The sequence below is a fragment of the Mesorhizobium sp. P2_C4 genome (assembly GCF_056404575.1).
On record NZ_JBFUDT010000002.1, the window covers coordinates 786,842 to 810,718 of the forward strand.

Annotated in this window: 26 protein-coding genes; 12 read left to right on the forward strand and 14 right to left on the reverse strand. The window is 63.3% G+C overall.

Annotated features, from left to right (window positions below; translation table 11 throughout):
• Nucleotides 1-352: 352 nt before the first annotated feature.
• Nucleotides 353-856, forward strand: coding sequence for a methyltransferase family protein (locus tag AC1DX6_RS10095; RefSeq protein WP_477312749.1), 504 nt, complete (start codon nucleotides 353-355; stop codon nucleotides 854-856).
• A 58-nt stretch (nucleotides 857-914) separates the two neighbouring features.
• Here the strand turns inward: AC1DX6_RS10095 and AC1DX6_RS10100 are convergent, their stop codons facing one another.
• From AC1DX6_RS10100 to trxB, 3 genes are all read right to left on the reverse strand, one after another.
• On the reverse strand, nucleotides 915-1,430 hold the full coding sequence (locus AC1DX6_RS10100; RefSeq protein ID WP_477312751.1) for a hypothetical protein: 516 nt from the start codon (nucleotides 1,428-1,430) through the stop codon (nucleotides 915-917).
• A gap of 198 nt (nucleotides 1,431-1,628) precedes the next feature.
• On the reverse strand, nucleotides 1,629-2,525 hold the full coding sequence (locus AC1DX6_RS10105) for a LysR family transcriptional regulator (RefSeq protein WP_477312753.1): 897 nt from the start codon (nucleotides 2,523-2,525) through the stop codon (nucleotides 1,629-1,631).
• 78 nt (nucleotides 2,526-2,603) lie between these two features.
• Nucleotides 2,604-3,578, reverse strand: coding sequence for a thioredoxin-disulfide reductase (gene trxB, locus AC1DX6_RS10110; protein WP_477312755.1), 975 nt, complete (start codon nucleotides 3,576-3,578; stop codon nucleotides 2,604-2,606).
• Nucleotides 3,579-3,847: 269 nt separating this feature from the next.
• On the opposite strand from trxB, the gene AC1DX6_RS10115 reads away from it, so the two are divergent.
• Complete coding sequence (locus AC1DX6_RS10115; protein ID WP_477312757.1) at nucleotides 3,848-4,327, forward strand: Lrp/AsnC family transcriptional regulator; 480 nt, start codon at nucleotides 3,848-3,850, stop codon at nucleotides 4,325-4,327.
• Here the strand turns inward: AC1DX6_RS10115 and AC1DX6_RS10120 are convergent.
• From AC1DX6_RS10120 to AC1DX6_RS10135, 4 genes are all read right to left on the reverse strand, one after another.
• The gene (locus AC1DX6_RS10120) at nucleotides 4,324-4,980 is read right to left on the reverse strand and encodes a D-glycero-alpha-D-manno-heptose-1,7-bisphosphate 7-phosphatase (protein WP_477312759.1); all 657 of its coding nucleotides are present in this window, start codon (nucleotides 4,978-4,980) and stop codon (nucleotides 4,324-4,326) included. The genes AC1DX6_RS10115 and AC1DX6_RS10120 overlap by 4 nt on opposite strands.
• Nucleotides 4,973-5,545 carry a D-sedoheptulose-7-phosphate isomerase gene (locus AC1DX6_RS10125; protein WP_477312761.1) on the reverse strand — a complete coding sequence of 191 codons (573 nt, stop codon included), beginning with the start codon at nucleotides 5,543-5,545 and terminating at the stop codon, nucleotides 4,973-4,975. Before AC1DX6_RS10125 ends, AC1DX6_RS10120 begins: the two co-directional genes overlap by 8 nt.
• 7 nt (nucleotides 5,546-5,552) lie before the next feature.
• Nucleotides 5,553-7,046, reverse strand: a complete 1,494-nt coding sequence (rfaE1, locus tag AC1DX6_RS10130) for a D-glycero-beta-D-manno-heptose-7-phosphate kinase (RefSeq protein ID WP_477312763.1) — start codon at nucleotides 7,044-7,046, stop codon at nucleotides 5,553-5,555.
• A 96-nt stretch (nucleotides 7,047-7,142) separates the two neighbouring features.
• Nucleotides 7,143-7,775, reverse strand: a complete 633-nt coding sequence (locus AC1DX6_RS10135; protein ID WP_477312765.1) for a LysE family translocator — start codon at nucleotides 7,773-7,775, stop codon at nucleotides 7,143-7,145.
• Nucleotides 7,776-7,946: 171 nt separating this feature from the next.
• Here AC1DX6_RS10135 and rfaD point away from each other — a divergent pair, with 171 nt between their 5' ends.
• From rfaD to waaC, 3 genes are read left to right on the forward strand one after another with little or no spacing between them, the layout of a single operon-like run.
• Complete coding sequence (rfaD, locus tag AC1DX6_RS10140) at nucleotides 7,947-8,897, forward strand: ADP-glyceromanno-heptose 6-epimerase (protein ID WP_477312767.1); 951 nt, start codon at nucleotides 7,947-7,949, stop codon at nucleotides 8,895-8,897.
• Nucleotides 8,870-9,877 (forward strand): lipopolysaccharide heptosyltransferase II, encoded by a 1,008-nt coding sequence (waaF, locus tag AC1DX6_RS10145; RefSeq protein ID WP_477312769.1) that lies wholly within the window; start codon nucleotides 8,870-8,872, stop codon nucleotides 9,875-9,877. The genes rfaD and waaF overlap by 28 nt, the downstream gene beginning before the upstream one ends.
• Nucleotides 9,874-10,857: a lipopolysaccharide heptosyltransferase I gene (waaC, locus tag AC1DX6_RS10150; protein ID WP_477312771.1), complete on the forward strand. Its 984-nt coding sequence runs from the start codon at nucleotides 9,874-9,876 to the stop codon at nucleotides 10,855-10,857. The genes waaF and waaC overlap by 4 nt, the downstream gene beginning before the upstream one ends.
• On the opposite strand, the gene greA is transcribed toward waaC, so the two are convergent.
• Nucleotides 10,850-11,323, reverse strand: a complete 474-nt coding sequence (greA, locus tag AC1DX6_RS10155; RefSeq protein ID WP_095090920.1) for a transcription elongation factor GreA — start codon at nucleotides 11,321-11,323, stop codon at nucleotides 10,850-10,852. The two genes, waaC and greA, sit on opposite strands and share 8 nt — an antisense overlap.
• On the opposite strand from greA, the gene AC1DX6_RS10160 reads away from it, so the two are divergent.
• On the forward strand, nucleotides 11,322-11,594 hold the full coding sequence (locus AC1DX6_RS10160; RefSeq protein ID WP_477312773.1) for a hypothetical protein: 273 nt from the start codon (nucleotides 11,322-11,324) through the stop codon (nucleotides 11,592-11,594). The genes greA and AC1DX6_RS10160 overlap by 2 nt on opposite strands.
• A 1-nt stretch (nucleotide 11,595) precedes the next feature.
• Here AC1DX6_RS10160 and AC1DX6_RS10165 read toward each other — a convergent pair whose 3' ends face one another.
• Nucleotides 11,596-12,126, reverse strand: coding sequence for a tetratricopeptide repeat protein (locus AC1DX6_RS10165; protein ID WP_477312775.1), 531 nt, complete (start codon nucleotides 12,124-12,126; stop codon nucleotides 11,596-11,598).
• A 226-nt stretch (nucleotides 12,127-12,352) separates the two neighbouring features.
• Here AC1DX6_RS10165 and AC1DX6_RS10170 point away from each other — a divergent pair, with 226 nt between their 5' ends.
• The 3 genes from AC1DX6_RS10170 to AC1DX6_RS10180 all read left to right on the forward strand — a co-directional run bounded on the left by AC1DX6_RS10170 (nucleotide 12,353) and on the right by AC1DX6_RS10180 (nucleotide 14,948).
• Nucleotides 12,353-12,778 carry a DUF3775 domain-containing protein gene (locus AC1DX6_RS10170; RefSeq protein ID WP_477312777.1) on the forward strand — a complete coding sequence of 142 codons (426 nt, stop codon included), beginning with the start codon at nucleotides 12,353-12,355 and terminating at the stop codon, nucleotides 12,776-12,778.
• A 102-nt stretch (nucleotides 12,779-12,880) separates the two neighbouring features.
• Complete coding sequence (locus tag AC1DX6_RS10175; protein WP_477313681.1) at nucleotides 12,881-14,020, forward strand: extensin-like domain-containing protein; 1,140 nt, start codon at nucleotides 12,881-12,883, stop codon at nucleotides 14,018-14,020.
• Between the two features lie 118 nt (nucleotides 14,021-14,138).
• On the forward strand, nucleotides 14,139-14,948 hold the full coding sequence (locus AC1DX6_RS10180; RefSeq protein ID WP_477312779.1) for an extensin-like domain-containing protein: 810 nt from the start codon (nucleotides 14,139-14,141) through the stop codon (nucleotides 14,946-14,948).
• Here the strand turns inward: AC1DX6_RS10180 and AC1DX6_RS10185 are convergent.
• Complete coding sequence (locus tag AC1DX6_RS10185; RefSeq protein ID WP_477312781.1) at nucleotides 14,945-15,676, reverse strand: gamma-glutamylcyclotransferase; 732 nt, start codon at nucleotides 15,674-15,676, stop codon at nucleotides 14,945-14,947. The two genes, AC1DX6_RS10180 and AC1DX6_RS10185, sit on opposite strands and share 4 nt — an antisense overlap.
• 113 nt (nucleotides 15,677-15,789) lie before the next feature.
• Between AC1DX6_RS10185 and AC1DX6_RS10190 the strand changes: the two genes are divergently transcribed.
• Nucleotides 15,790-16,497, forward strand: a complete 708-nt coding sequence (locus AC1DX6_RS10190; protein ID WP_477312783.1) for an LssY C-terminal domain-containing protein — start codon at nucleotides 15,790-15,792, stop codon at nucleotides 16,495-16,497.
• A gap of 67 nt (nucleotides 16,498-16,564) precedes the next feature.
• A complete protein-coding gene (locus tag AC1DX6_RS10195) occupies nucleotides 16,565-17,875 on the forward strand; it encodes a hemolysin family protein (protein WP_477312785.1) in 1,311 nt (436 codons plus the stop codon).
• Nucleotides 17,876-18,060: 185 nt separating this feature from the next.
• Here AC1DX6_RS10195 and AC1DX6_RS10200 read toward each other — a convergent pair whose 3' ends face one another.
• Nucleotides 18,061-21,435, reverse strand: a complete 3,375-nt coding sequence (locus AC1DX6_RS10200) for an AAA family ATPase (protein WP_477312787.1) — start codon at nucleotides 21,433-21,435, stop codon at nucleotides 18,061-18,063.
• Between the two features lie 370 nt (nucleotides 21,436-21,805).
• Nucleotides 21,806-22,411 carry an NADPH-dependent FMN reductase gene (locus AC1DX6_RS10205; protein WP_477312789.1) on the reverse strand — a complete coding sequence of 202 codons (606 nt, stop codon included), beginning with the start codon at nucleotides 22,409-22,411 and terminating at the stop codon, nucleotides 21,806-21,808.
• Nucleotides 22,412-22,501: 90 nt separating this feature from the next.
• On the opposite strand from AC1DX6_RS10205, the gene AC1DX6_RS10210 reads away from it, so the two are divergent.
• Nucleotides 22,502-22,870, forward strand: a complete 369-nt coding sequence (locus AC1DX6_RS10210; protein ID WP_477312791.1) for a winged helix-turn-helix transcriptional regulator — start codon at nucleotides 22,502-22,504, stop codon at nucleotides 22,868-22,870.
• A 49-nt stretch (nucleotides 22,871-22,919) separates the two neighbouring features.
• On the opposite strand, the gene AC1DX6_RS10215 is transcribed toward AC1DX6_RS10210, so the two are convergent.
• Nucleotides 22,920-23,222 (reverse strand): hypothetical protein, encoded by a 303-nt coding sequence (locus AC1DX6_RS10215; RefSeq protein ID WP_477312793.1) that lies wholly within the window; start codon nucleotides 23,220-23,222, stop codon nucleotides 22,920-22,922.
• A gap of 146 nt (nucleotides 23,223-23,368) precedes the next feature.
• Entirely contained in the window at nucleotides 23,369-23,764 is a 396-nt protein-coding gene (locus AC1DX6_RS10220) for an acyl-CoA thioesterase (protein WP_477245391.1), read from the reverse strand.
• Nucleotides 23,765-23,877 lie beyond the last annotated feature (113 nt).

Below are 23,877 nucleotides of genomic sequence, written 5' to 3' on the forward strand. Positions count from 1 at the left end.
ATTGGAAGTGCCTGTTAAGGCTAACCTCCAGAGGGGAACACTCGCGGGCGCTAATGGGAGGAGAACGCGCCCAGGAGATGAACTATATATGTGCTCATCATGCCCAAGAAACAAGCATCTATTTTGCAACACACGCATGCAAAAAGACGCAGTCTGTGGTCCAACCCATTTTCGGACCCGATAGGACCAGAAAAACCCGCCGAAATGGGCGCGCCCGGCACCAAAGCCATTGCGAAACCGCCGATCTGAACCGATTCTGTTGCCGAAATTCGCAAAACGCCGAATGATGCTGAATCGGGCAGCCGGCGTTTATTTTTACGGCACCAGGCCGTGAGCTTGCAGGAAGACCTCGATGCGAACACCTCAGGCAATCGCCGGCAGCGCGCTGTTCTTCATCGCCGCACCATGCGTCGTCGCGGGACTGGTGCCCTGGCTGCTGACGGATCGCTATGGTCTGCCATTGTCGAGCATGCCCGGCTTTGTCGTGGTCGGCACGATCCTCATTGTCGCGGCCGCGGCCTTGTTGCTGCATGCCTTCGCCCGCTTTGCCCTCGAAGGCCTGGGCACCCCCGCCCCGGTGGCGCCGACCGAAAGACTGGTCGTCGGCGGCATCTATCGCCATGTCCGCAACCCGATGTATGTCGCCGTGCTGTCGATCATTCTCGGCCAGGCGCTGCTGTTCTCGAGCTGGACGCTTGTCGCCTATGCCGCCATCGGCACGATTGTCATGGGATCCTTCGTCAGGCTCTACGAGGAGCCGACGCTGGCCCGCCGCTACGGCGCCGAATACGAAACCTACCGCCGCAACGTCCCCGGCTGGCTGCCGCGGCTGACGCCCTGGCGGGGAGGCAACTAGCTAGTACCATCATCAAGACGAAGGCGGCGCCAGGCTCGCGTCATCGAACTTCCCGGCTTTACATCGTGGGGTTAGTCCCGCTTCGACCCAGCTCTGGATGAAACACCATGGCGGTTCGGATACCCAGACCGATGAAGATCAAGAGCACGACCAACTGTGTGACCAGAAATGGCGGTTCTGACTGTGTCGGCGCCAGCGGCTGAAGAAACGGTAGCTTCTGAAATGCCTGCACCACGCCGACAAAGACGTTCAGGTAAAGCGCGGCAATCGCGCAGCTTGTGTAGATCCAACGCCAGGCCCCAGCCAGCCTGAAGAGGTACAGTGCGATCACGGCGAGACCGAGCAACACCAGCGAAATCCCGCCGACAATGCGCGGCGGATCGATCCCCAGGGGCGGCAACGGAAACCCCGTGACGCTCGTCAGGATGGTTGCGGCAAGAAACAGCATCGTCCACCTGCCGAACGTTTTTCCTGTCAACAATCCGGCGAGCGCAACGACGCCTGCTGCGATGCCGATAAGGCTGAGGACGACGTGGATCGTGACGAATGCAGCCGTTGGAATTCCCCAGGTCATGGCACTCTCCGCTGATTGATTTGGTCCAGGAATGCAATGGAATGCCGCATTCGCAACATGCCCGCGCACACTAGCACGAGAATTGCCAAAGTCGCGGAGAACACAATAGCGACATTGCTTATCGACAACAGCCATGCGCCGGTTGCCGCGCCGATGAACATCAAGCTGCTGGCCAGAGGCACTCCCGATCAGGGTGATTTAGAAAGACCAGCTTCGCGCCTTGGCGATGATGAAATCGCGAAACACATGCAGCTTCGCCTGGTTCTTCATCGCATCCGGATAGGCGAAATAGGTGTCGAAGGACGGCACTTCGGTCTCCGGCAGCAACTGCACCAGACCAGACTCCTTGTTGATCACATAGTCGGGCAGCATGGCGATACCGGCGCCGCCCTGAACGGCGCGCTTGATCGACAGGATGTCGTTGATCTGCAGCGTCGGCACCCTTTGCCCGCCTTCGAAATCGCCGATCGTTTCCAGCCAGTTCAACTCCGACAGATGCGAGGGCACCGGAACGCCGAAGGTGACGATCCGATGGTTCTTCAGCTCGGCGACCGAAGCCGGCTTGCCATGTTTGTTGACATAGGCCGGCGAGGCATAGAGGTGGAAATGCACGGTGAACAGGCGGCGCTGGATGAGGTCCGGCTGCTGCGGCTGGCGCAGCCTGATCGCGCAATCCGCCTGGCGCATGGTGAGGTCGAGTTCCTCATTGGCCAGGATCAGCTGCAGGCTGATCTCAGGATAGAGTTCGATGAATTCCTGCACCCGCTCGGTCAGCCAGCCGGCGCCCAGGCCCACCGTCGTCGTCACCCGCAGCACGCCGGATGGCCGGTCCTTGGCCTCGGTCAGCCGCGACTTGATCGTCTCCAGCTTCATCAGCACGTCATGCGCCGTGCGAAACAGCATCTCGCCCTGTTCGGTCAGCACCAGGCCGCGGGCGTGGCGGTTGAACAGCGGCACGCCGACGTCATGTTCGAGCGCGCTGACCTGCCGCGAAATCGCCGATTGCGACAGATGCAGCGTCTCAGCCGCATGGGTGAAGGACCCAGCCTCCGCCGCGGCGTGAAACACGCGTAGCTTGTCCCAGTCCAACGCCATGATTCCCCTCGTTCTGTTTTTTGGCGTCTGAATGAAAAATCAGGCTTTTGAGCGGCTTGCCCCGCCGCTTTGATAAACTTATTCCGCCGCTTCGCGATGAACCTCGATGCCGGCCAGGTACTTTTCCGCCTCAAGTGCGGCCATGCAGCCGAGCCCCGCCGCCGTCACCGCCTGACGGTAGATGTCGTCGGTGACGTCGCCGGCGGCGAACACGCCGGGCACGTCGGTGCGGGTCGAATCCGGTGCCGTCCACAGATAGCCATTGGGCTTCTGCTTCAGCTTGCCGGCGAACAGTTCGACCGCAGGCGCATGGCCGATCGCCACGAACACGCCATCGACCTTCAGATGCGTTTCCTCGCCGGTCACCGCGTTGCGCAGCTTCAGCCCTTCGACCGAGGGCGGCAGCGGTTTCACGCCGGGCCGGCCGGTGATCTCGTCAACGATCGTGTCCCAGATGACGCGGACATTTTCCTTCTTGAACAACCGCTCGCGCAGGATGCGCTCGGCACGGAAATCGTTGCGTCGGTGAATGACCGTAACACTCTTGGCGAGGTTGGAGAGATAGAGCGCTTCCTCGACCGCCGAATTGCCGCCGCCGATCACCGCGACATCCTTGCCGCGATAGAAGAAGCCGTCGCAGGTGGCGCAGGCCGAGACGCCAAAACCCATGAAGGTCTGCTCGGTCGGAATGCCCAGCCATTTCGCCTGCGCGCCGGTGGCGATGATCAGCGCGTCGGCAGTGTAGGTGGTGCCGGAATCGCCCTTGGCGCGGAACGGCCGCACATTGAGATCGACCTCGGTGATGATGTCGTTGATGATGTCGGTGCCGACATGCTCGGCCTGCTTGAGCATCTGCTCCATCAGCCAAGGACCCTGGATCGGATCGGCGAAGCCGGGATAGTTTTCGACATCGGTGGTGATCATCAGCTGGCCGCCTTGCTGCAAGCCGGCGACCAGCATCGGCTTCAGCATGGCGCGGGCAGCGTAGACCGCCGCCGTATAGCCGGCGGGGCCGGAGCCAATGATAAGAACAGGCGCGTGCTTGGTGGTCATCTAAAGCCTCTGCGGAGAGCAGCCAGCGATTGTGGCATGGAAATCTCGTTTGATATCGCGCGTAATGTAAGTGCTGCCCGCCACGCCAGCAAGGCGAGTTGGCATTCGTCCCCGGAAAGCTTCCGCGCCAAGGGCTGTCGCTGTGTCGACAGCCCGAGAAATCCTTCAGAGGCCCGGGAAAATCCTTCAGAGGCGGGGATGGAATGGACAGTGAACTCGTTTAATTACAAAATCACGAAAGATTCTTTCGCGCCGTACGAAAGCCGCCCATGCCGCTCAAAGCCGACCTCGACGCCATCGACTGGAAGATCCTGCGCGAACTCCAGGGCGACGGGCGCATGACCAATGTCGAACTGTCGAGCCGCGTCGGCATTTCGGCGCCACCTTGCCTGCGCCGCGTCAGGCGGCTGGAGGAAACCGGCATCATCCGCGGCTATCGCGCGCTGCTCAATGCACCGGCGCTCGGCATGGACGTCGTCGCCTTCTGCCTGATCGGCCTGCACCACCAGGCCGATGCTGAACTAAAGACCTTCGCCGAGCGCACGCGCGGCTGGCCGATCGTGCGCGATGCCTGGATGGTGTCGGGTGAATCCGATTTCCTGCTGCATTGCGTGGCGAGCGACCTCGGCACCTTCCAGACCTTCGTCATCGAGCAACTGGCCTCGGCGCCGAATGTCGACACGGTGCGCACCGCGCTCACCATCCGCCGCGTCAAGGATGAAGGCTTGGTGGCGTTCAGCACGCCCTAGTAGCGAGCCAGCCCCTCGATCGCCGCCACCAGGCCGGCGAGATCGTTGCGGTCGTGCAGGCGCATCACCTTGAAACCGATCTCTTCGGAGGCCTCGCCGTCGACCAGCCAGCCACGCGCCAGGCCAGCGCGCTGCCCCGCTTCCATGTCCGCCACCTTGTCGCCGACGATCAGCGAGCGTTCGAGATCGAGCCCGAGACGAATTGCTGCCTCAAGCAGCATGCCTGGATTGGGCTTACGCATCGGATGGTCGGCGATGGCGAGCGGCCCCTTACCCGCCTCGTGATAGGCGCAGGCGACGACCATATCGACGAACACGTTTCTTTCTCGGAGCAGATCGAGCACGCGGCCGTTGACGGCGGCGAACGCGCCCCAGCCGAAATAGCCGCGCGCGATACCGGACTGGTTGGTGACCACGACGACAGGGATCTTGCCCCGGTTGGCGGCCTCGATCACCGGCACGATGTCACCACGCAAGACGATGTCGGTGGGATCGCTGGGATAGTCGGTGTCGATGTTGATGGTACCATCGCGATCGAGGAACAACGCCGGTGTTCCCAGGGCGAAAACCCTTGTGCCGATCCGCTCGACCCACAGCCCCGGCTCTTCGAGCGGATACGGGTTCGGCTTCACCGGCGGCGTCCCGTCAGCCATTGCTCAGGTGCGCTTCGACCACTTCGCACAGATGATGATAGAGGCACAGATGCCCCTGCTGGATGATCGGCGTCGAAGTCGAGGGCACGTTGAGCAGGATGTCCGAGAGCGGCTTCAGCTTGCCACCGGTGTCGCCGGTCAGGCTGATCACCGTCATGCCCATCATCCGTGCCTGTTCGGCGGCCGCGAGGATGCTCGGCGAATTGCCGCTGGTCGAGATGGCGAGCAGCACGCCGCCGGCCGAACCATGCGCCTCGACCTGGCGCGAAAACACCGTGTCGAAGCCGTAATCATTGCCCCAGGCGGTCAGCACCGCGGCATTGGCCGGCAGTGCGATGACATTGTAGGCCTTGCGCTCCTTCAGGAAGCGGCCGACCAGCTCGCCGGCGATGTGGATGGCGTCGCTGGCCGAACCGCCATTGCCGGCGATCAGCAGCGCCTTGCCCTGGGAAAGAGCCGCGACGACCGACGTCACCGCTCGCTCCATCTCAGCCGTGAGGTCGCGCTCGACCATTGCGTTGATCGCGGCCGCCGAGCGGACCAGGTAGTCGTTTAGCTCAGACATGAAAACCTCAGTTGGTAGTGCTGCCGGCACGCAATTTGCCGATGGTGCCGGTCGTGCTTTTGCCGGCGACGAGATCGACGAGTACGACGCGCCCGCCCGCCTTCTGCACCACGTCGGCGCCGACCACGGTTTCGACCGTGTAGTCGGCGCCCTTGACCAGAATGTCGGGCAGAAGCGCTTCGATCAACGCCAGCGGCGTGTCTTCCTCGAAAACCACGACCGCGTCGACCGAGGCAAGTGCCGCCAGCACGCAGGCGCGGTCATGCTGGTCGTTGACTGGACGCCCGGCACCCTTCAGCCGGCGCACCGAGGCATCGCTGTTGAGACCCAGAACCAGCCGGTCGCACTGGCTGCGCGCGGCGTGCAAAAGGCTGACATGGCCGGCATGCAGGATGTCGAAGCAGCCATTGGTGAAGCCGACGCTCAGGCCCTCCTCCTTCCACGCCGCCACCATCCGCGCGGCTGCTGTGGCATCGAGGATCGCATCCTTGTGGGCGGTCGGTCCGTGCGAGCGAAACAGCGCGCCGGTCAATTCCTCGACCGTCAGCCGGGCAGTGCCGCGCTTGCCCACCACCACGCCGCCGGCGGCGTTGGCGATGGAGGCCGCCATGACGCGGTCGGCGCCGCCGGCAAGCGCCAGCGCAAACGTTGCGATCACCGTGTCGCCGGCGCCCGAGACGTCGAACACCTCGCGCGCTTGAGTGGCGATGTGGCGGGCATCGTCAGGGCCGATGACGCTCATGCCTTTTTCGCTGCGCGTCGCCACGACGAAATCGAAATCGTGCGCCGAGATCAGTTCCCGCGCGGCCGCCACGATCTCCTCGTCGACAAACACCGCGCGGCCGACGGCCTCGCCCAATTCCTTGCGGTTGGGCGTGATCGCGGTTGCTCCGGCATAGCGCGCATAGTCGCGCCCCTTTGGGTCGACCAGCACCGGCTTTCCCGCCTCGCGGCAGATCGAGATCAGCTCGCCGGCAACGCCGTCGAGCAATATGCCCTTGCCGTAGTCGGACAGGATGACGATGTCGGCCTGTTTGAGCGCTGCGCGGAAATGCCGGATCAGCGTCGCCCGCTCCGCGTCGCCGAGCGGCTTGATCTCTTCTTCGTCGAAGCGCAGCACCTGCTGGTTGAGCGCGCTGAAGCGGCTTTTCGACGAGGTCATGCGATCGCCATCCTGCGCCAGACCGCTGGTGTCGACACCCAGCTCGCCCAGCATGCGCACCAGCGTGTTTCCGGCCGTGTCGGCGCCGATCGCCGACACCGGTATGGCGGCAGCGCCAAGCGAAACGATGTTGGCGATGACGTTGCCGGCGCCGCCCATCGCCGACGTTTCGCCGCGCCCATGCAGCACCGGGATCGGTGCTTCCGGCGAGATCCGCTCGATGACGCCGTTGACGAAACGGTCGAGGATGAAATCTCCGACCACCAGCACGGTAGCATTGCCGAACCGCGCAATGGCGCGGTGCAAGGGTTCGGAAGAAGGCGGATTGTGCTTGATCATGTCATCTGCAACGCGCGGGAAAAGGGCTCGGCGAAGCCGATATACCGCAATTCCGCGCAGCGCAACGGCAGGAGATGGCCGCAACGGCTCAACCGGTCAGGCCTTCTGCAAGGCGACATGCACGCCCAGTCCGACCAGCACCGTGCCGCCGGCACGCTGCATCAGCCGCTGCGCACGGCTCGAGCGCCGCAGCCTACCGATGACGGCACCTGCCAGGAACACGCACATGATATCGGCAGAGGAAAACATCAGATTGACGATGGTGCCCAGCACGACGAACTGCAGCCAGACCGGAAACGCCGCCGACGCATCGATGAATTGCGGCAGGAACGCCATGAAGAAGATCGCCGTCTTGGGATTGAGCACCTCGACGGTAATGCTCTCGAAAAACGCCCGACGGGCCGATTTCGGTTCGATACCCGGCAGAACCGCGTCGCCTTGTGCTTTGGCGCGAAACAGCGAGACGCCGAGCCAGATCAGATACAGCGCACCGACCAGCTTGACCGCCATGTAAAGCGTCGGCACGGCGTGAAAAAGCACCGACAGCCCCGTCGCGGCGGCGATGACATGCACATAGCCGCCAAGATGAATGCCGAGCGCCGCCGTCAGCCCCGACCAGCGGCCGCGCGCCATCGTCTGCGCGGCGGCATAGAGCATGGCCGGACCGGGAATATAGGCGAAAATCGCCGTGGTGGCGAAAAAGGCAATCAGCAATTCGGTCGACGGCATTGTCTTGCTCCTGTCGCGCGTCCCGACGGGTCGGCCCGTGCCGACTGAAGCGGGAGATTTGCGGCGCCACTGTGGCTGGCCGGCGCGCCCTTCTCAATAGCCTGCTTTATCGACAGGCCAGCCAGCCTCCCCTATAAGGGCCGGAATCGGCAAGGCAAACCAGAGGCCATCATGATCATCGTCACGGGCGGCGCCGGCATGATCGGCTCCAACATCGTCGCCGCTCTCAACGCCGAAGGCCATAGCGACATCCTCGTCGTCGACGACCTCACCAACGGCCACAAGATCACCAATCTCGCCGACCTTGAGATCGCCGATTATCTCGACAAGGACGAATTCCTGACACAGTTCGAAGCAGGCGCGCTTGGCCGCATCGAGGCGGTGTTCCATCAGGGTGCCTGCTCGACCACCACCGAGTGGAACGGCAAGTTCATGATGGAGGTGAATTACGCCTATTCGAAACGTCTGCTGCATGCCTGCCAGGCGCTGCGCGTGCCCTTCCTCTATGCCTCCTCGGCCTCGGTATATGGCGGCGGCTCCGAGTTTCGCGAAGAGCCGCAATGCGAGCGCCCGCTCAACGTCTATGCCTATTCCAAAAAACTCTTCGACGACTACATCAGGCGCACCGTCTTCGACACCGATCACTCTCAGGTGGCGGGACTGCGCTACTTCAACGTCTATGGACCGCGCGAGGCGCACAAGGGCGCCATGGCCTCGGTCGCCTTCCATCTGTTCAACCAGGTCGAGCAAGGCCAGAACCCAAAGCTGTTCGGCGCTTATGACGGTTTCGGGCCCGGCGAGCAAAGCCGTGACTTCATCCATGTCGGCGATGTCGCCGACGTCAATCTGTGGCTGTGGAAGCGCGGCTCGAGCGGTATCTTCAACTGCGGCACCGGCCGCGCCCAGCCGTTCCGCGCCATAGCCGAAACGGTGATCGACACGCTGGGAAAAGGCGAGATCGAGTTCATCGAATTCCCCGACCACCTCAAGGGCAGCTACCAGAGCTTTACGCAAGCTGATATGTCCCGTTTACGCGCGGCCGGTTACAATGGCCAATTCCGGACAGTGGAAACCGGTGTCAGAGACTATGTCGAATGGCTGAAAGCCCAACGATCCTCGTGATCGGCCCACGCTGGGTGGGCGACATGGTGATGGCGCAGTGCCTGTTCTCGGCGCTGAAAGAACTGCATCCCAACGCCGCGATCGATGTGCTGGCCCCTGCCTGGGCCGCGCCCTTGGTCAAGCGCATGCCGGAGCTACGCCAGCAGATCGACTTTCCGCTGAAACCCGGGGCGCTCGAATTCACCATTCGCCGCCGCTTCGGCCGCCTGCTGCGCGGCCGCTACGACATGGCCTATATCCTGCCGGGCAGCTGGAAATCGGCGCTGATCCCGTTCTTTGCCCGCATTCCGCGCCGCATCGGCAATTTGCGCGAAATGCGCTACGGCCTTTTGACCGACATCGTGCCGTTGCCCGAAGCGGTGAAACGGCGCACGGCGCAAGCCTATTTCGGCCTCGCCCAGGGAGGGGCATTCCGGGCTCCGAAGCTCACCGTCGATGCAGCCAACCAGGCGGCGTTGCTCGGCCGATTTGGGCTGAAAGCGGATAAATTCGTCGCCCTTATGCCCGGCGCCGAATTCGGGCCGGCCAAGCGCTGGCCGAGCGAGAGTTACGCCGGCCTTGCGCGCAACATGATGGCCAAAGGTTTTCAGGTCGCGCTGCTCGGGTCGAAGAACGACGCCGAAGTGACGGCGGAAATCGCCACGCTTGCACCTGGCGTTGTCAACCTCGCCGGCAAGACGCGGCTGGAGGACGCCATCGACCTGATATCGGCGGCAAGACTGGCGGTGTCGAACGACAGCGGGCTGATGCATGTCGCCGCCGCGGTCGGCACGCCGATCGTCGCCGTCTACGGCTCGACGTCGCCGCAAAACACGCCGCCGCTTGCCGAACACCGCGAACTGGTCTGGCTCGGCCTGTCCTGTTCGCCCTGCCACAAGAAGATCTGCCCGCTCGGCCACCTCAATTGCCTGAAGACGCTGGACGTCGCACGGGTTGCGGCAGCGGCCGACCGGTTGCTGGAAATTCCGGCCGCCGTATGAGGGTGCTCATCGTCAAGACCTCCTCGATGGGCGACGTCATCCACACATTTCCCGCTGTCGAGGATGCGCGCCGCCGCCGTCCGGATGTGTCCTTCGACTGGTGCGTTGAAGAGGCTTTTGCCGGCATCGTTGCCTTGCAGCCGGCGATCGGCAAGATCCACACCGTTGCGATAAGACGCTGGCGCAAGGCGCTGGTCGATGGCGGCACCTGGCGGGAAGCGGCAGAATTGCGCCGCAGCTTGCGCGATTGCCGCTACGACCTCGTCATCGATGCGCAAGGCTTGCTGAAGTCGGCCCTGGTGGCAAAACAGGCGGCAGCACCGATCGCCGGCTTCGATCGGTCGAGCGCGCGTGAGCCTTCGGCGACCCTGTTCTACGACCGCCGCTACGCCGTGCCGCGCGATCTCCATGCCATCGAGCGGACGCGGCGGCTGTTTGGGCTGGTGCTCGGCTACGAGCCTGATTTTTCAACGCTGGCATCAGGCATTGAGCCGCCGGCTGGCGGTCTGACCGGCATATCAGGCAAAACCGCCTTCCTGCTGCACGGCACCAGCCGCGAAGACAAGAAATGGCCGGTCGGCGACTGGATCGAAACCGCCCGCCTCCTGGTGGCGTGGAAGATGACGCCGGTCACCACCTGGTCCAACGCAAAGGAAAAAGCGGTCGCCGAAACCATCGCGGCGACCGTTCCCGAAGCTATCGTTGTGCCCAAATCACCGCTTGCAGAAATCGCTGCGATCCTCGGCCGCTCGACCCTGGTCATCGGCGCCGACACCGGCCTGACCCATCTCGCCAGCGCCTTCGGCCTGCCAACCGTCGCGATATTTCTGGCGACCGAGCCCGGCCTGACCGGCCCGCGCGGGCCGTATTCGTCGACGCTGCTGGCTGCGCCGGGCGGCCAGGTCACGCCCGCCGAGGTGGTAGCTGAAGCCGAGAGATTGCTGGCCGCCAGAGCAGAATTATCAAAAGGTCCTAGATAAACTGCACCTGGACGATCTCGTAACCCCTTGCACCGCCGGGCGCATTAACCTCGATGGCGTCGCCGACTTCCTTGCCGATCAGCGCGCGCGCGATTGGTGACGAGATCGAGATGCGGCCCGATTTCACGTCCGCTTCCTGGTCGCCGACGATCCGGTAGGTCTTCTTTTCCTCGGTGTCCTCGTCGACCAGCACCACGGTGGCGCCGAACTTGACCTTGTCGCCGCTGAGCTTGCTGACATCGATGACCTCGGCCCGCGCGATATAGTCCTCAAGCTCGTTGACCCGGCCCTCGTTGAGGCTCTGCGCCTCTTTCGCGGCGTGGTATTCGGCATTTTCGGACAGGTCGCCATGCGAGCGCGCCTCGGAGATCGCCTCGATGATGCGCGGCCGCTCTTCCTGCTGACGCCAGCGCAGCTCTTCCTTCAATGACGCGAACCCCTCGCCTGTCATCGGGACCTTGTTCATGATGCCTGACCTTTCCTGCCGCCACCCCCGCGTTTCGGGGAAAGCCTTGTCGATGGGTACAAAAAGAAAACGGTCCGCCAGCCTCGGGCTAACGGAACCGTTTCACCGCAATTTCGCTGAATATAGCAATCTTCCCGGGTTTTTCACGCCAAAAAATCGGATTTTGAAAATTCATCTGCCGGTTATGCAATTGCCGTTGCGGCAGATGCAGTTTTGCCAACAAAAAACCGGCCGCGATTGCTCGCAGCCGGTTCGAGAAGCGTTGGGGTAAATCAGCTTCTCATGAAATGGTCGATCTGTTCCGACAGCATGCCGTATTCGCGCGAACCCTTGCCGGTGCGCTTTTCGATCTCGCTGAGCTGCTCGCGGGCGCCGGCAAGATCGCCGATCTGCAGATGCGCCTCGCCGAGATATTCGCGCACAAGCGTGTAGTCAGGGTTGATGCGCAGCGCTTCCTCATAATAGCCGAGGCCGACGGTGACGCGGCCGGAATGGCGGTGCGAATAGCCGAGATAGTTGAGGATGCGCGGATCCTGCTTGTTGGCGGCAAGGCTGAGCACGGCGATTGCCTCGTCATAGCGTCCCGCCATCGCCAGCGAATGACCGGCATCGTAGATGTTGTCGTCGTCGAGCATTCCATACTTCGGCGTAACACACTTCTTCAGCTTTTTGTCCCAAACCTCGCCCTTCTTGCACTGGGGGGTTTGGTCGCTGCCGCCACTACCGGCTGCAAACACCGGAACCGCAAAGAACTGCAGCGCGACAAGCGCCGCAGCCGCCTGGATCAGCACTCTTTTATGCATCGAAGCCTCCTTGAGGATGGGTAATGCAACAATAACGCAGGGCGAAGTCCGTTTCATCCCGGAAAAAGTAGTGGCCGCGAAACATTTTCGGACCGGCGTCCGTAGACATTCGGCAAAGCTCTGCTCCGCCGGGGATTCTGACACAGCTGATGGCGGCAAGCCGAACGTGACGTGACGAGCGCTCTAAATCCGCTATCATCTGGAGAACGGAGGATGGAGAAGGCCAGTGCAACGGCGCCTTGAGAAGGAATGGGAGCTTTCGATCGGTCCCGACACCGTGCGGCTGTTCATTCTCAAGGCCAAGGCGCTGAGCGCCGCCGTCAACGAAGACTATGCCGATGGCGCCGAGCACGAGATCGAGCTCGACGGCGAGGCGCACGCCAATCACCACCATGACGGCCTGGCCGAGGAAAGCTCCGAAAACCTGACCGAGGAGGAACTGCGCGAACTGATCAACGACCTCAATGTCGATGAAGCGGCCGAACTGGTCGCGCTGGCCTGGGTCGGCCGCGGCGACTACGACGCCTCGGAATGGACGGACGCTCTTGCCGCGGCGCGCGAGCGCGCCAACAAGCGCACCGCGAAGTATCTGCTTGGCATGCCGTTGCTCGCCGATTGGCTGGAGGAAGGACTGGAAGCGATTGGTGCGTGACAGTGCGGTTACCGTTCGTGATGGGCCGCAGGCAACCTCCGGGCGCTCATGCCGTTGATGGCGATGGGGTCTTTTGTCTTTTCCCGAACATGCAGGATTGTACTGGTCATGGCCGTCACGGGCCTGCTGGTGACGCCGGCCGACGCCAGACATCGCCACAGGCAACACAAGCCGCTGACGATGCGGGTGGAGGAGCCGCTGACGCCGCGGGCCGACCAGCCGCTGACACGACGGGGCAAGCATCGCCTGAAATCGCGGGGTGTCAGGCATATCGCGCCGAGCCAGATACCAGAGAAAACGCCGGATCCGCAGCCTTCCCGTGACGTTGTCCCGGTGCCGGAGGCACGTCCCGCAGACGCGGAGAAGACTGACGCCGCAACGACCGAAGAGCAAAAGACCCAAGATCAAAAGACCACTGGTGCGCCCAACCGGTCCAATGACGACCGGTTGAATGAAGAAAAGTCTCATCAGACAAGGCAGGCACGTCCCGAGCCGCTGGCACCAGAACCGTCGGACCACACGAAGAGCGAGCCGGAGCCGCCGACCGTGGCGCCGACGCCGACACAGAAGCCCGACATTGCGGAACCCGAGGTTGAGCCGCCGGCCGTTGCCCCACAGCCAGCCGAAAAACCAGCTGTTACCGACGACAAGAAGATGCTTCCCGACCCGCGCTCGGCGGATCTGCCGGATGAAAAAATGCCGCAAGAGGAAGTCGCTTGCCGCGAACGGCTGAAGACGCTTGGCGTCGCGTTCGAGGCGCACAAGGCGGAAAGCGATCCCGAAATCGGCTGTTCGATCCCCTATCCCCTAGTGCTTAAGACGCTTGGCAAATCCATCGAAATCGGCCCTGGCACCGAGCTCAACTGCCAGATGGCCGAAGCCGCCGCGCGTTTTGCCGCCGATGTCATCCAGCCGGCCGCGAAAGCCGAATTCGGCGCGGATCTGAAGTCGATCAGCCAGGCATCGGCCTTTGTCTGCCGGCCGCGCCACGGCACCAGAAAACTGTCGGAACATGCCTTTGGCAACGCGCTCGACATCGCCAGCTTCACGCTGTCGGACGGCAGGAAGATCGAAGTCGGGCCGACGCCGCCGGAGAAGGATGGCAGATTCCTCGACGCCGTGCGCAAGGCTGCCTGCGGGCCGTTCAAGACCGTGCTCGGACCAGGCTCTGACCCGGATCATTCCCTGCATTTCCATCTCGACCTGGAGCCGCGCCGGCATGGCGGCACATTCTGCCAGTAGCATAGCGGTTGCAGCGTGCCGCTTGCCGCAATTCAGCCGCAGGCGTGAACGCGACCGCAGAGTTTTCCTTTACCCTTGATCGTTAAAATGCCGGACATCTGGGGATAGGACTCCGCCAATGGCCGGCAAATTTCGCGCCGCTTTTTTCGCCGCCGCACGCCAATCGAAACCTTTGACGATGATGGCCGGTGGGCTCGCCATCGCGGCGATCTCAGCCTGCAACACCGGCAGCGTGCTCTCGTTGCAGCCGGCGGTCGATGTCGGCGCCCAGACGTCGGCCGTGTCGCCACCGCAATACAGCGGCATGCAAACGCTCGTCCCCTCCAACCCCTACATGACCGCTGCCTATCCGCGCATGGACGAGCCAATGTCCGAGCCCGAGCAGATGCCGGCCAGCGAGGTCGACTGCCGCAGCGAGTTGAGGCGCCTCGGCGTCGTCTACACCGATGTCCAGCCGATCCATGAAGGCCAGTGCGGCATCGACTATCCGGTCAAGGTCTCGGCCATCGGCAGCATTCAGATGAAGCCTGCCGCGACCCTGACCTGCGACATGGCCGCCACCTTCGCCGGCTGGACGAAGAACGAGTTGGTTCCCTCCGCCCGCTGGCGCTATTTCTCCGGGGTCAAGACCATCCATCAGGGCTCGAGTTATTCCTGCCGCAACATTGCCGGCGAAGGTGTCCTGTCCGAGCACGGCAAGGGCAATGCGCTCGACGTGATGAGCATCGAGCTCAACAATGGCGACGACATCGACGTGCGCAAGCCTGGCCTGTTTGCCTTCCGCACCCGCGGCTTCCTCAACAATGTGCGCGCCGACGGCTGCCAGTATTTCACCACCGTGCTCGGCCCCGGCTACAATTACGACCACCGCAACCATTTCCATTTCGACATCAAGAACCGCAAGAGCGGCTATCGCGCCTGCCGTTAAGGTGAAGATCGGGCGTGCTGGGCGCCGCCGGTGGACGCTATGATTTGCCGAGCCACCAGATCCTGGATGCGCCAAAGGTTCCTGTCGCGGATCCCGCTCTCCTCCAGTTTGCTGACGGTTCGGAAGAGGTACTGCGCCGACGAGCCCCAATGCCCGGCAGCCCGCGCCAGCGTGTCGGCAACCTGCTCCAATGGCAACCGGCCGGCATAGGCCCTGCCGTCTGGCGCGGCGACGAAGGCCAAGGCACGCAGCGGCCCATCCTTGGTCTTGACCTTGATCCAGCACGGCACGTTGGTTGGTGGGTTGGCATCGATCTCCCGGCGCATCAACTGGCCAAGTTGCCCGAAATGGTCTTGCGCAGGCAGCCGATAGACGATGCCGTTGCAGCTGCCGCCTCGATCGAGGGCCAGCATCAAAGCCGGCAAATCGCGGGTTCCGCGCCAGCGGGTCAGCGTCAGGCAGAACGAGCGGTGCCATCCTGGCGCCGTGGCCGGGCGCTGCTCGACATGGACGAATTCCGGATTCCAGATCAGCGACCCATAGGCAAAGACCCACAACACTTCGGGCCGGTGCTGTGAAAGCAACCGCTCGACCAGGCCGTCGAACTCGGAGTCGGTGTGCTCGGTTGTTCCAGGCTCGGGACCGGGATCCGGCTCGATACGTTCGACCCTTGCGACAAGGTCGGCGGTCAATGCCATTGAGCTGCGATCTACCGGCTTCCGCTCCATCCCTGCCCACCCAGCCAAAAAGCGATGGCCGACGATAGAACAGCTTCGCGCCGCTGGCCATTGATTTCCAGGGTCTGTCAGGCAACAGATACCGCACGGATCGAGCCGCATTGATGAGCCGACGAAACCTGCGACGACACGCATTGACCTGGTTGGTGGCGCTCTGCGCGGCCTATCTGGCGCTGGCCTATGTCGCCGCGCCGGAATTCTGGACGTTTCACGATCGCGGTTTTCGCACCCAGCGCTTCGAGATGGTGACGCACACGCCGCAAGGCATTCCGGGCGATCCGATCAACGTCGGCCTTGTCGGCACGCAGAACGAGGTGGTCCACGCCTTCGCCGTAGCCGGATGGGATACGGCCGACGCCGTCACGCTGAAGACCGCGATCGAGATCGGCGAAAGTGTTTTGTTCGGCCGTCCCTATCCCGATGCGCCGGTCAGCCGGCTGCTGTTCGAAGGCCGCTCCCAGGACCTCGCCTTCGAAAAACCGGTCGGCGACAGCGCCGACCAACGTCACCACGTCCGCTTCTGGCAGACCAATGCCACCGGCGACGATGGCCACCCGCTGTGGCTAGGCTCGGCCAGCTTCGATCGCGGCGTCGGTCTCAGCCATGACACCGGCGCCGTCACGCATCACATCGGCCCCGACATCGACGCCGAGCGCAATTTCCTGATGAACGATCTGACCGCCGCCGGCACGCTGGCCTCGACCAGCGAGATCCCTGGCATCGGCGCCACCAAAACCGGGCGCAATGGCGGCGGCGATCCCTATTTTACCGACGGCAAGGCGGTGGTCGGGGTGTTGAAGCAACTGCCATAGCCGCGATCGTTGACGAAGATTGCTCATAGGCTTTTCGATCGCCCCGCCGCAATGCTATTGACCGCTCATGCTTTACGTTGAAATCGCCATCGTGGTCGTCCTCATCTGCGTGAACGGCCTTCTGTCGATGTCCGAACTTGCCATCGTCTCGTCACGGCCTGCCCGCCTCAAGGCAATGATCGACCGCGGCGTCAATGGCGCTGGCCGCGCCTTGGCGCTCGGCTCCAATCCCGGCAAGTTCCTGTCCTCGGTGCAGATAGGCATTACCCTGGTCGGCGTCCTGTCCGGCGCCTTTTCGGGAGCCACGCTGGGTGAGCGGCTGGCCCGGTTCCTGGCCTCGACCGGCATTCGCGAAACCATCGCCGATCCGCTCGGCGTTGGCATCGTCGTTGCCATCATCACCTATTTCTCGTTGATCGTCGGCGAACTGGTGCCCAAGCAGATCGCGTTGCGCGATCCCGAGCGCGTCGCCGCCCGCGCTGCCCCAGCGATGACCGTCCTTGCCACCATCTCGGCGCCGCTGGTGTTCCTGCTCGACCTGTCCGGCCGCGCCATATTGTGGCTGCTCGGCCAGCGCGGCGAAAGCGAAGAGAAGGTCACCGACGAGGAGATCAAGATGCTGGTCGCCGAGGCCGAGCATCACGGCACCATCGAATCCGACGAGCGGCGCATGATCGCCGGCGTCATGCGGCTCGGCGACCGCGCCGTGCGTGCCGTGATGACGCCGCGCACGGAAGTCGACTGGATCAATTTGCAGTCCGACGAAGCGGCGATCCGAAAATTGCTGATGGAGACCCAGCATTCGCGCCTGCCTGCCGGTGACGGCGGTGTCGATGTCATGGTCGGTGTAGTCCAGACGCGCGATGTGCTGGCGGCCATGCTCGCCGGCCGCGCGCTCGATCCGCGCAAGCATGTGCGCGCCGCACCCATCGTCTACGATCAGGCCGACGCGCTGGACGTGCTGTCCAAGCTCAAGGAATCCGACGTGCCGATGGCGCTCGTCCATGACGAATACGGCCACTTCGAAGGCATCGTCACCCCGGCCGACATTCTGGAAGCCATCACCGGCGTCTTCCGCGCCGATACCGACGCCGGCGACGAGGAGAACGCCGTCAGGCGCGAGGACGGCTCGTGGCTGCTGGCCGGCTATATGCAGGCCGACGAGATGGCCGACGTTCTCGGCATCGACCTGCCGGAAAACCGCGACTACGAAACCGTCGCCGGCTATGTGCTGGCGCACATGCACCATCTGCCGGCGACCGGCGAATGCGTCGACGCCCAAGGCTGGCGCTTCGAAGTCGTCGACCTCGACGGCCGTCGCATCGACAAACTGATCGCCACCCGCCTGCCCGGCGGCCATCGGGAGGTGGCGCGCTGACCGTTCGAAGGTCAGCTTTTGACCCAGCGCCGACATCGTCCTCCACGAAGCGAACGGCAGCTTTGCGCCTCATGTCGGCCATAGAGGCGAACTTTGCCTCCGCCGGGAAGCAGACATTGCGGTTGACCACGCTGGAGGTCGTGGTCGCGCCAGGACCGGACATTGCATTGCTAGCATGTGCGTCATCATGCCCCCAGCTTGTCGAGCAAGGTCTTAGCCTCTTTCAAATCGAGCGTGTCGAAGCCTTCGGTGAACCAGCCGTAGGTCGGCGCGAGCAGGTCGTGCGCCTCGGCGCGCTTGCCCTGTTCGGCCAAAAGGCGCGCAAGCGATGTGGCGGCGCGGAGCTCCCAGGATTTGGCACCTTGCTCGCGAGACCGTTCGATCGCTTGGCGGAACGATATTTCAGCCTCGTGGCAATCGCTTGGTTCCGCGGCAGCCAATATAGCACCTCGGAGCCGCAGCAATTCGGCGTCGCACCACTGCTCGCGGGTCCGGCTCACCTGGTCGAGAGCCCGATCGATCAGGCGCACGCCGTCCGACGCGCGATTGACACTCCCGAGCACCTCCCCGAGGAATCCCATCGTGTACGCCTGGGTCACTTGCGTTCCGACGGCCTGCATCCGGGCCAGGCTATCCTCAATTTGGGCGATTGCTCGCTCCCTCTGGCCCTGCTTGGCCGAGAGCCATCCCTTCTGTTGGGCGGCCATGGAAACCCAGAAGGGATACGCCTGCTCGGTCGCGAACGTGAGCGCACGGTCGATCCGCTCCTCGGCTTCGGCCACCTCGCGTCGGAATATTCGTAACCACGCTGCCCATACCAGCACGTAAGCGCGGCTGAAGGGGTGCGCCAATCGCTCGGCCAAGACAAGGGCGTCTTCCATCAGGGTCAGCGCCTGGTCGGGGTAGCCGAGGTGCCAAAGCACCGCCGACCCACGACATAGGCAAATCGGTCCGGGATCCTGGCCGTAGAGCGCGAGATGAGCTCGATGTCGCTGTGGGCGATACGCTTCGGAGGCCAGCTCTAGATGTTTCCGTGCCTCCTTGAAGTCGCCGCGCCAAGAACAGCTGACCCCCCGAGCATAATGGGCTTCGACCACCCATACGGGATCGCTACTCTGCAGGGCAAGGTCGAGAAGCCGTCCGCTCAGCTCGTGCGCCGCCGTGAGTTCGGCGCGCGTGGCCGAGTAGATGGCCAGGCCGAGCAGAACCGGGAAGACAACCGCATCTTCTGGCATCACCTCGCAAAGGCGGCGCGCGCGAGAATAAATCGGCTCGACCTCGGCATTTGCGTAGCCATTCTTGGCGGTGAGCACACGGCCCAGCACCGTTAGCGCTGCGAGCTCGCGCCGCTGGCGCTCCGGGCCCGCGGGGAGCGTTTCGATTAAGTTCAGCGCTTTCTGCAGATGGCTCTGGGCCTCATCGTTGGCCGAACGGTCGTTGGCGCTCTCTCCCGCGCGCTGCCAATAGCTGATGGCCTGAAGGGAGAGGCCTGCAGCCGTATAGTGCTGAGCCAGGATCTCGGGCTCGTGTTCGACGACCTCGCCGAAATGCTGCTCGAGCGCGTGGGCGATCCGGGTGTGCAACTGCTGGCGGCGACTGCGCAGCAAGGTGGAATAGGCGGCATCTCCCACCAATGCGTGCTTGAAGATGCACGTCGCGTGCGGCGGCCGACCGCGCGCGATCACGAGTTCGGCGCTGATTAATTGGTCGAGGGCGCCCTGCAGTTCCCGTTCCTCACGCTGCGCGACCGCCGCCAGCAGCTCATAAGAAAATTCGCGGCCGATGGCGGCGCCAATCTGCGCGACCTCCCGCGCTGGCGTCATCAGCCGATCGAGCCGCGCCAGCAGAGAATCTTGCAGGGTTGCAGGGATCGCCAACGGTGGGAGCGGGCCTGAGAGTGCGTAACGATCGCCTTCATCGGTCAGCACGTCAGATTCAATTACGGCCTTGGTCACCTCCTCGAGGAACAGGGGCACGCCGTCTGTCTTGGTCACCATCTGCTCGAGCAACCCGCCCGGCAGCGCCTTGCCCCCGGTCAACCGTTCCACCAGGATTGCGCCCTGCCGGCGGCTTAAGCGGTTCAGCGTGAGCGAGGTGACCTGCGGGTGGCCGATCCACCGCAGCTTGAACTCAGGGCGGAAACTGAAGATCGCCAGTACTGCAAGGTGGGGGATCTGCTGGACCAATCGGTCGAGAAGCTCTAGCGAAGTTGGATCAATCCAGTGGATATCCTCGAAAACCATCAGCACGGGCTGGTGGGCCGCTAAGCCAATAAGCTGCCGGACCAGAGCCTCGAGGGTCAGCTCCTTCTGGCGCTGAGGGCTGAGGTTCAGGGGTGCGTAGCGGCTGCCTACCGGGAGCGAAAGAAACGCCGACAACAAAGGGGCGACGTCCAGGACCTTGTCTGTGGACCGCGCCAAGAGGCGCTCTAGCTTGTCGAGTTTTACGCTCGGCGAATCGTCTGAATGGAAGCCAGCCGCGCGGGTGAGCTGGATAATCGACGGGCGAAGGGCGCTATTTGCGTGGAACGGCGAGCACTGGCAGCGGATGCGGGTGTGCGGCCGGTCCCGCAGGCGCTCGCGGAGCGCCTGAATCAGGTGCGACTTGCCGATGCCGGGTTCGCCGGAGAGCAGGACCACCTGCCCCTCGCCGGACGCAGCCTTGCCCCAGAGCTCCGCGAGCAGAGCAAGCTCGTGCTCGCGCCCAACTGTGGGGGCGAGGCCGCTCGTCGCGCGCGCTTCGAACCGGGTCTCGGCGGCACTCTCGCGAAGCACGCGCCAGGCGCGGATTGGGGCGTCGAACCCTTTCAGGTCGTGCAGGCCCAGGTCGTCGAACTCGAACAGCCCGCCGAGCAGTTGGCGCGTCGCGAGCGGGATCACGATCTGGCCGGGCGCCGCCAATGCTTGCAGCCGCGCCGCTAGGTTTGGCGACTCGCCGACCACCGCTTCCTCCTGCGCCGCTCCTTCGCCGATGAGATCGCCCACCACCACCAGCCCCGTTGCGATGCCGACACGTATCGCCAGCGCCGCTTGTGCCGGGGTCGCGAGCCTTGCGATCGACTCAACGAGCGCCAGCCCCGCGCGCACGGCTCGCTCTGCGTCGTCCTCATGCGCCTTTGGATAGCCAAAATACACCAGCACGCCGTCGCCCATGTATTTAGCCACAAACCCGCCAAAGCGACGCACGGCCTCGGCAACGCACTTCTGATAGGCCGCAATCACCTCACGCAAATCCTCGGGGTCCATTCGCGCGGAGAGTGCTGTCGAGCCGACAAGGTCCGAGAACATCACGGTGACCTGGCGGCGCTCGGCGGTGTCCTTCGCGGCGTTGTCGATTGCCAGAGGCGCATCCGATAACAGCGGTATTGGTGCGCTTACTTGCGCGCGCAAGGCTGCGATAGCGTCGAGCAGCTTACGACGATGTCCGACAAATCCGACGCCAAGATCCTTCAAGTCCTCGGCCGTCAACCTGGGCAGGACCGTGTCGTCAATTTCATTCTCGCGGAAGGAGGCCTCATACTGTTCGAGGCCAAGCCTCCGCAGCCAACCTCCGACGTCCATGGCGGCGCCCCTGGCTTGCCTACCCACGCATGATCCACCAGGGGAGACAGCCTGTCTAGGACCGGGTTTTGAATTACCCGTTCGGGTCAGTTCGAGACTTCCGGCCCACCGGATTGAATGTCTGCATTCTCGCGCGTTCCCTACCAGAACCGGTCGGGCCCAAACGGGACGCTCATTGTCTAGCTCTGAGCGTCGGCAGTTGGCGCAAAGCGGACAGGTTCGACTATCGGCCTGTGGGCGATTAATCGACCACGATCCCGGCCATCAACACGACAGGCAGCCGCGCCACGGGCACACCGCAGTCCCCAATAGAAAAGGGCGGCGCAAGCGCCGCCCCATATCCCTTGGGAGGATAATTCGATCCGACGGCTCAGGCCGCCTTGACTTCCTCGGCGACGGCGTCGGCCTGACGCGCTGCCTTCAGCACTCTGGCCCACCAAGCGATGTCGTTGACCAGGGCGGTCGCCGCCTGATTCAGGTGTTCGAGTTCATCGAGCTTCTTTTCGCCCTGCTTGACGGCGAGGTAGTCGCCCCAGGCGATATGGACCGCCGACTTGACCGGCGCCATCTGCAACTCGACGGCATGAAGACGGAGTTGCTCGACAGCGCGAGCGCCACCGACGCTGCCATAGCCGACGAAGCCGGCCGGCTTCTTGTTCCATTCATTGGCGGCGTAATCGATCGCGTTCTTCAGCACGGCCGTCGGGCCGTGGTTGTATTCGGCGGCGGTGAAGATGAAGCCGTCGAAGCCGGCGACCTTCTTCTGCCAGCGCTGTGCCACTTCGTTCTGCGACGGCGCCCAGGCGGAGGATGCAACCTCGTCGAAGAAGGGCAGCGGGAAGTCCCTGAGATCGACGACTTCCACATCGATGTCGGCGTGCGACTTGGCGATCTTGGCGATCCACTGGGCGGGCACATCGGCGAAGCGTGCGGCGCGGGTCGAACCGACGACGATGGCGATTTTGGGTTTGGACATAAGGGGCTCTCCTAGCGGGTATCTCTGGTATCGTTTAGATACCTGAGCTATATGAGATACTGCCAAGTTGATCCGCAAGGAGGCACCTTTTTGTTACCTAGGCACCCGCACCGCACCGAGGACTGTCGCGCCATCTCGGAAATCCTGCAGCGCGTCGGCGACAAATGGACCGTCCTGGTCGTCGGCAAACTGGGCGACGGACCGCTGCGCTTCAATGAATTGCGGGCAGCCGTCGGCGGCATTTCGCAGAAGATGCTGACCACCACTTTGCGCGGTCTGGAGCGCGACGGTTTCGTAACCCGCACCGTGTTTCCGACCATCCCGCCGCGTGTCGATTACGAGCTGACGCAGCTTGGATGTGACTTGCTGGTGCCGGTCGGCGCACTCGGAGAATGGGCCCGCAACAACACCGATCGCGTCAAGGCGGCGCGGGCGAAGTTCGACGGGATTCATGCCTGAAACCCTTGCATTGCAAGGGTTTTAACGAAGCATCGCACATGGGCGAATTCTACGGCTGCATCTGCAGTCCGGTCCGCAGACGGCTTTCGATCCGCTTCGATTTCGGATCCCGACTGACCACCTTGCCGTCGATGATGCAGCTCGCGGCGCCAGCGCAATGGCTCGCGGTCATCGCACTGCTGTCGCATGGCGGCACGACGCAGAATTCGCACCTGGCCGCTTGCCGATCGAGGGTGGGGTTTTCGGAGGCGCAGCCGACCTCGGAATCGTCCTGCTTGACCTCTTCATAAGCAGTCGCGGCCAGCAGGCAGAACAAGCCTGCAAGCGCGCCTGCCAATGCGCCGTTCAGCAATCGTTGACGCATTGTCTTCTCCCGGGTCCGCTCGGACACGGTCTCGAAAACTTGCGAACGCGACTATGAAAGACATCACACAGGGTGGCTGTTTGCATGCGGAGGCCGAGAGCGGCCTAGCTGTCTGATTTCAAGCTAACGGCCGATCAGCTCTCGGCCGGAACTGCCTTCGGCTTGCCCTCGCCGTCCAGCGCCACCATGACGAAATCGGCATGGGTGACCTTCTCCATCAGGTCGGAGAGGTAGCGTTGCGCCCAGGCCTCGACCTTGAGCGTCATCGAGGTGCGGCCGACGCGTTCGACATGCGTGTAGATGCACAGCGTGTCGCCGATCTTCATCGCCTTGGCGAACGACATTTCCTTCACCGCCGCGGTGACCACGCGGCCCTTGGCGCGCTCGGCGGCGCGGATGCCGCAGGCCAGATCCATCTGCGCCATCACCCAGCCGCCGAAAATGTCGCCCGCCGCATTGGCGTCCGAAGGCATGGCCAGCGTGCGCAGCGTCAGATCGCCGATCGGCCGTCCTTCAGCGTACTGCACCATGCGGAAATCCCCTTGCGATCGACAGTCCCAAGTCACGTATCGGCATGCCGCCGACGCGTCAACGCGCTCGAAATGCCGGAAGTACCAGTTGAGGCGAAAAGCGCGTCTCCGAA

Excerpts from the sequence above, each read along its gene's own strand:
- AC1DX6_RS10095 (WP_477312749.1), top strand. The coding sequence starts at position 353 with ATGCGAACACCTCAGGCAATCGCCGGCAGCGCGCTGTTCTTCATCGCC.
- AC1DX6_RS10100 (WP_477312751.1), bottom strand. The coding sequence starts at position 1,430 with ATGACCTGGGGAATTCCAACGGCTGCATTCGTCACGATCCACGTCGTC.
- AC1DX6_RS10105 (WP_477312753.1), bottom strand. The coding sequence starts at position 2,525 with ATGGCGTTGGACTGGGACAAGCTACGCGTGTTTCACGCCGCGGCGGAG.
- trxB (WP_477312755.1), bottom strand. The coding sequence starts at position 3,578 with ATGACCACCAAGCACGCGCCTGTTCTTATCATTGGCTCCGGCCCCGCC.
- AC1DX6_RS10115 (WP_477312757.1), top strand. The coding sequence starts at position 3,848 with ATGCCGCTCAAAGCCGACCTCGACGCCATCGACTGGAAGATCCTGCGC.
- AC1DX6_RS10120 (WP_477312759.1), bottom strand. The coding sequence starts at position 4,980 with ATGGCTGACGGGACGCCGCCGGTGAAGCCGAACCCGTATCCGCTCGAA.
- AC1DX6_RS10125 (WP_477312761.1), bottom strand. The coding sequence starts at position 5,545 with ATGTCTGAGCTAAACGACTACCTGGTCCGCTCGGCGGCCGCGATCAAC.
- rfaE1 (WP_477312763.1), bottom strand. The coding sequence starts at position 7,046 with ATGATCAAGCACAATCCGCCTTCTTCCGAACCCTTGCACCGCGCCATT.
- AC1DX6_RS10135 (WP_477312765.1), bottom strand. The coding sequence starts at position 7,775 with ATGCCGTCGACCGAATTGCTGATTGCCTTTTTCGCCACCACGGCGATT.
- rfaD (WP_477312767.1), top strand. The coding sequence starts at position 7,947 with ATGATCATCGTCACGGGCGGCGCCGGCATGATCGGCTCCAACATCGTC.
- waaF (WP_477312769.1), top strand. The coding sequence starts at position 8,870 with ATGGCTGAAAGCCCAACGATCCTCGTGATCGGCCCACGCTGGGTGGGC.
- waaC (WP_477312771.1), top strand. The coding sequence starts at position 9,874 with ATGAGGGTGCTCATCGTCAAGACCTCCTCGATGGGCGACGTCATCCAC.
- AC1DX6_RS10160 (WP_477312773.1), top strand. The coding sequence starts at position 11,322 with ATGATGCCTGACCTTTCCTGCCGCCACCCCCGCGTTTCGGGGAAAGCC.
- greA (WP_095090920.1), bottom strand. The coding sequence starts at position 11,323 with ATGAACAAGGTCCCGATGACAGGCGAGGGGTTCGCGTCATTGAAGGAA.
- AC1DX6_RS10165 (WP_477312775.1), bottom strand. The coding sequence starts at position 12,126 with ATGCATAAAAGAGTGCTGATCCAGGCGGCTGCGGCGCTTGTCGCGCTG.
- AC1DX6_RS10180 (WP_477312779.1), top strand. The coding sequence starts at position 14,139 with ATGGCCGGCAAATTTCGCGCCGCTTTTTTCGCCGCCGCACGCCAATCG.
- AC1DX6_RS10185 (WP_477312781.1), bottom strand. The coding sequence starts at position 15,676 with ATGGAGCGGAAGCCGGTAGATCGCAGCTCAATGGCATTGACCGCCGAC.
- AC1DX6_RS10190 (WP_477312783.1), top strand. The coding sequence starts at position 15,790 with ATGAGCCGACGAAACCTGCGACGACACGCATTGACCTGGTTGGTGGCG.
- AC1DX6_RS10195 (WP_477312785.1), top strand. The coding sequence starts at position 16,565 with ATGCTTTACGTTGAAATCGCCATCGTGGTCGTCCTCATCTGCGTGAAC.
- AC1DX6_RS10200 (WP_477312787.1), bottom strand. The coding sequence starts at position 21,435 with ATGGACGTCGGAGGTTGGCTGCGGAGGCTTGGCCTCGAACAGTATGAG.
- AC1DX6_RS10205 (WP_477312789.1), bottom strand. The coding sequence starts at position 22,411 with ATGTCCAAACCCAAAATCGCCATCGTCGTCGGTTCGACCCGCGCCGCA.
- AC1DX6_RS10220 (WP_477245391.1), bottom strand. The coding sequence starts at position 23,764 with ATGGTGCAGTACGCTGAAGGACGGCCGATCGGCGATCTGACGCTGCGC.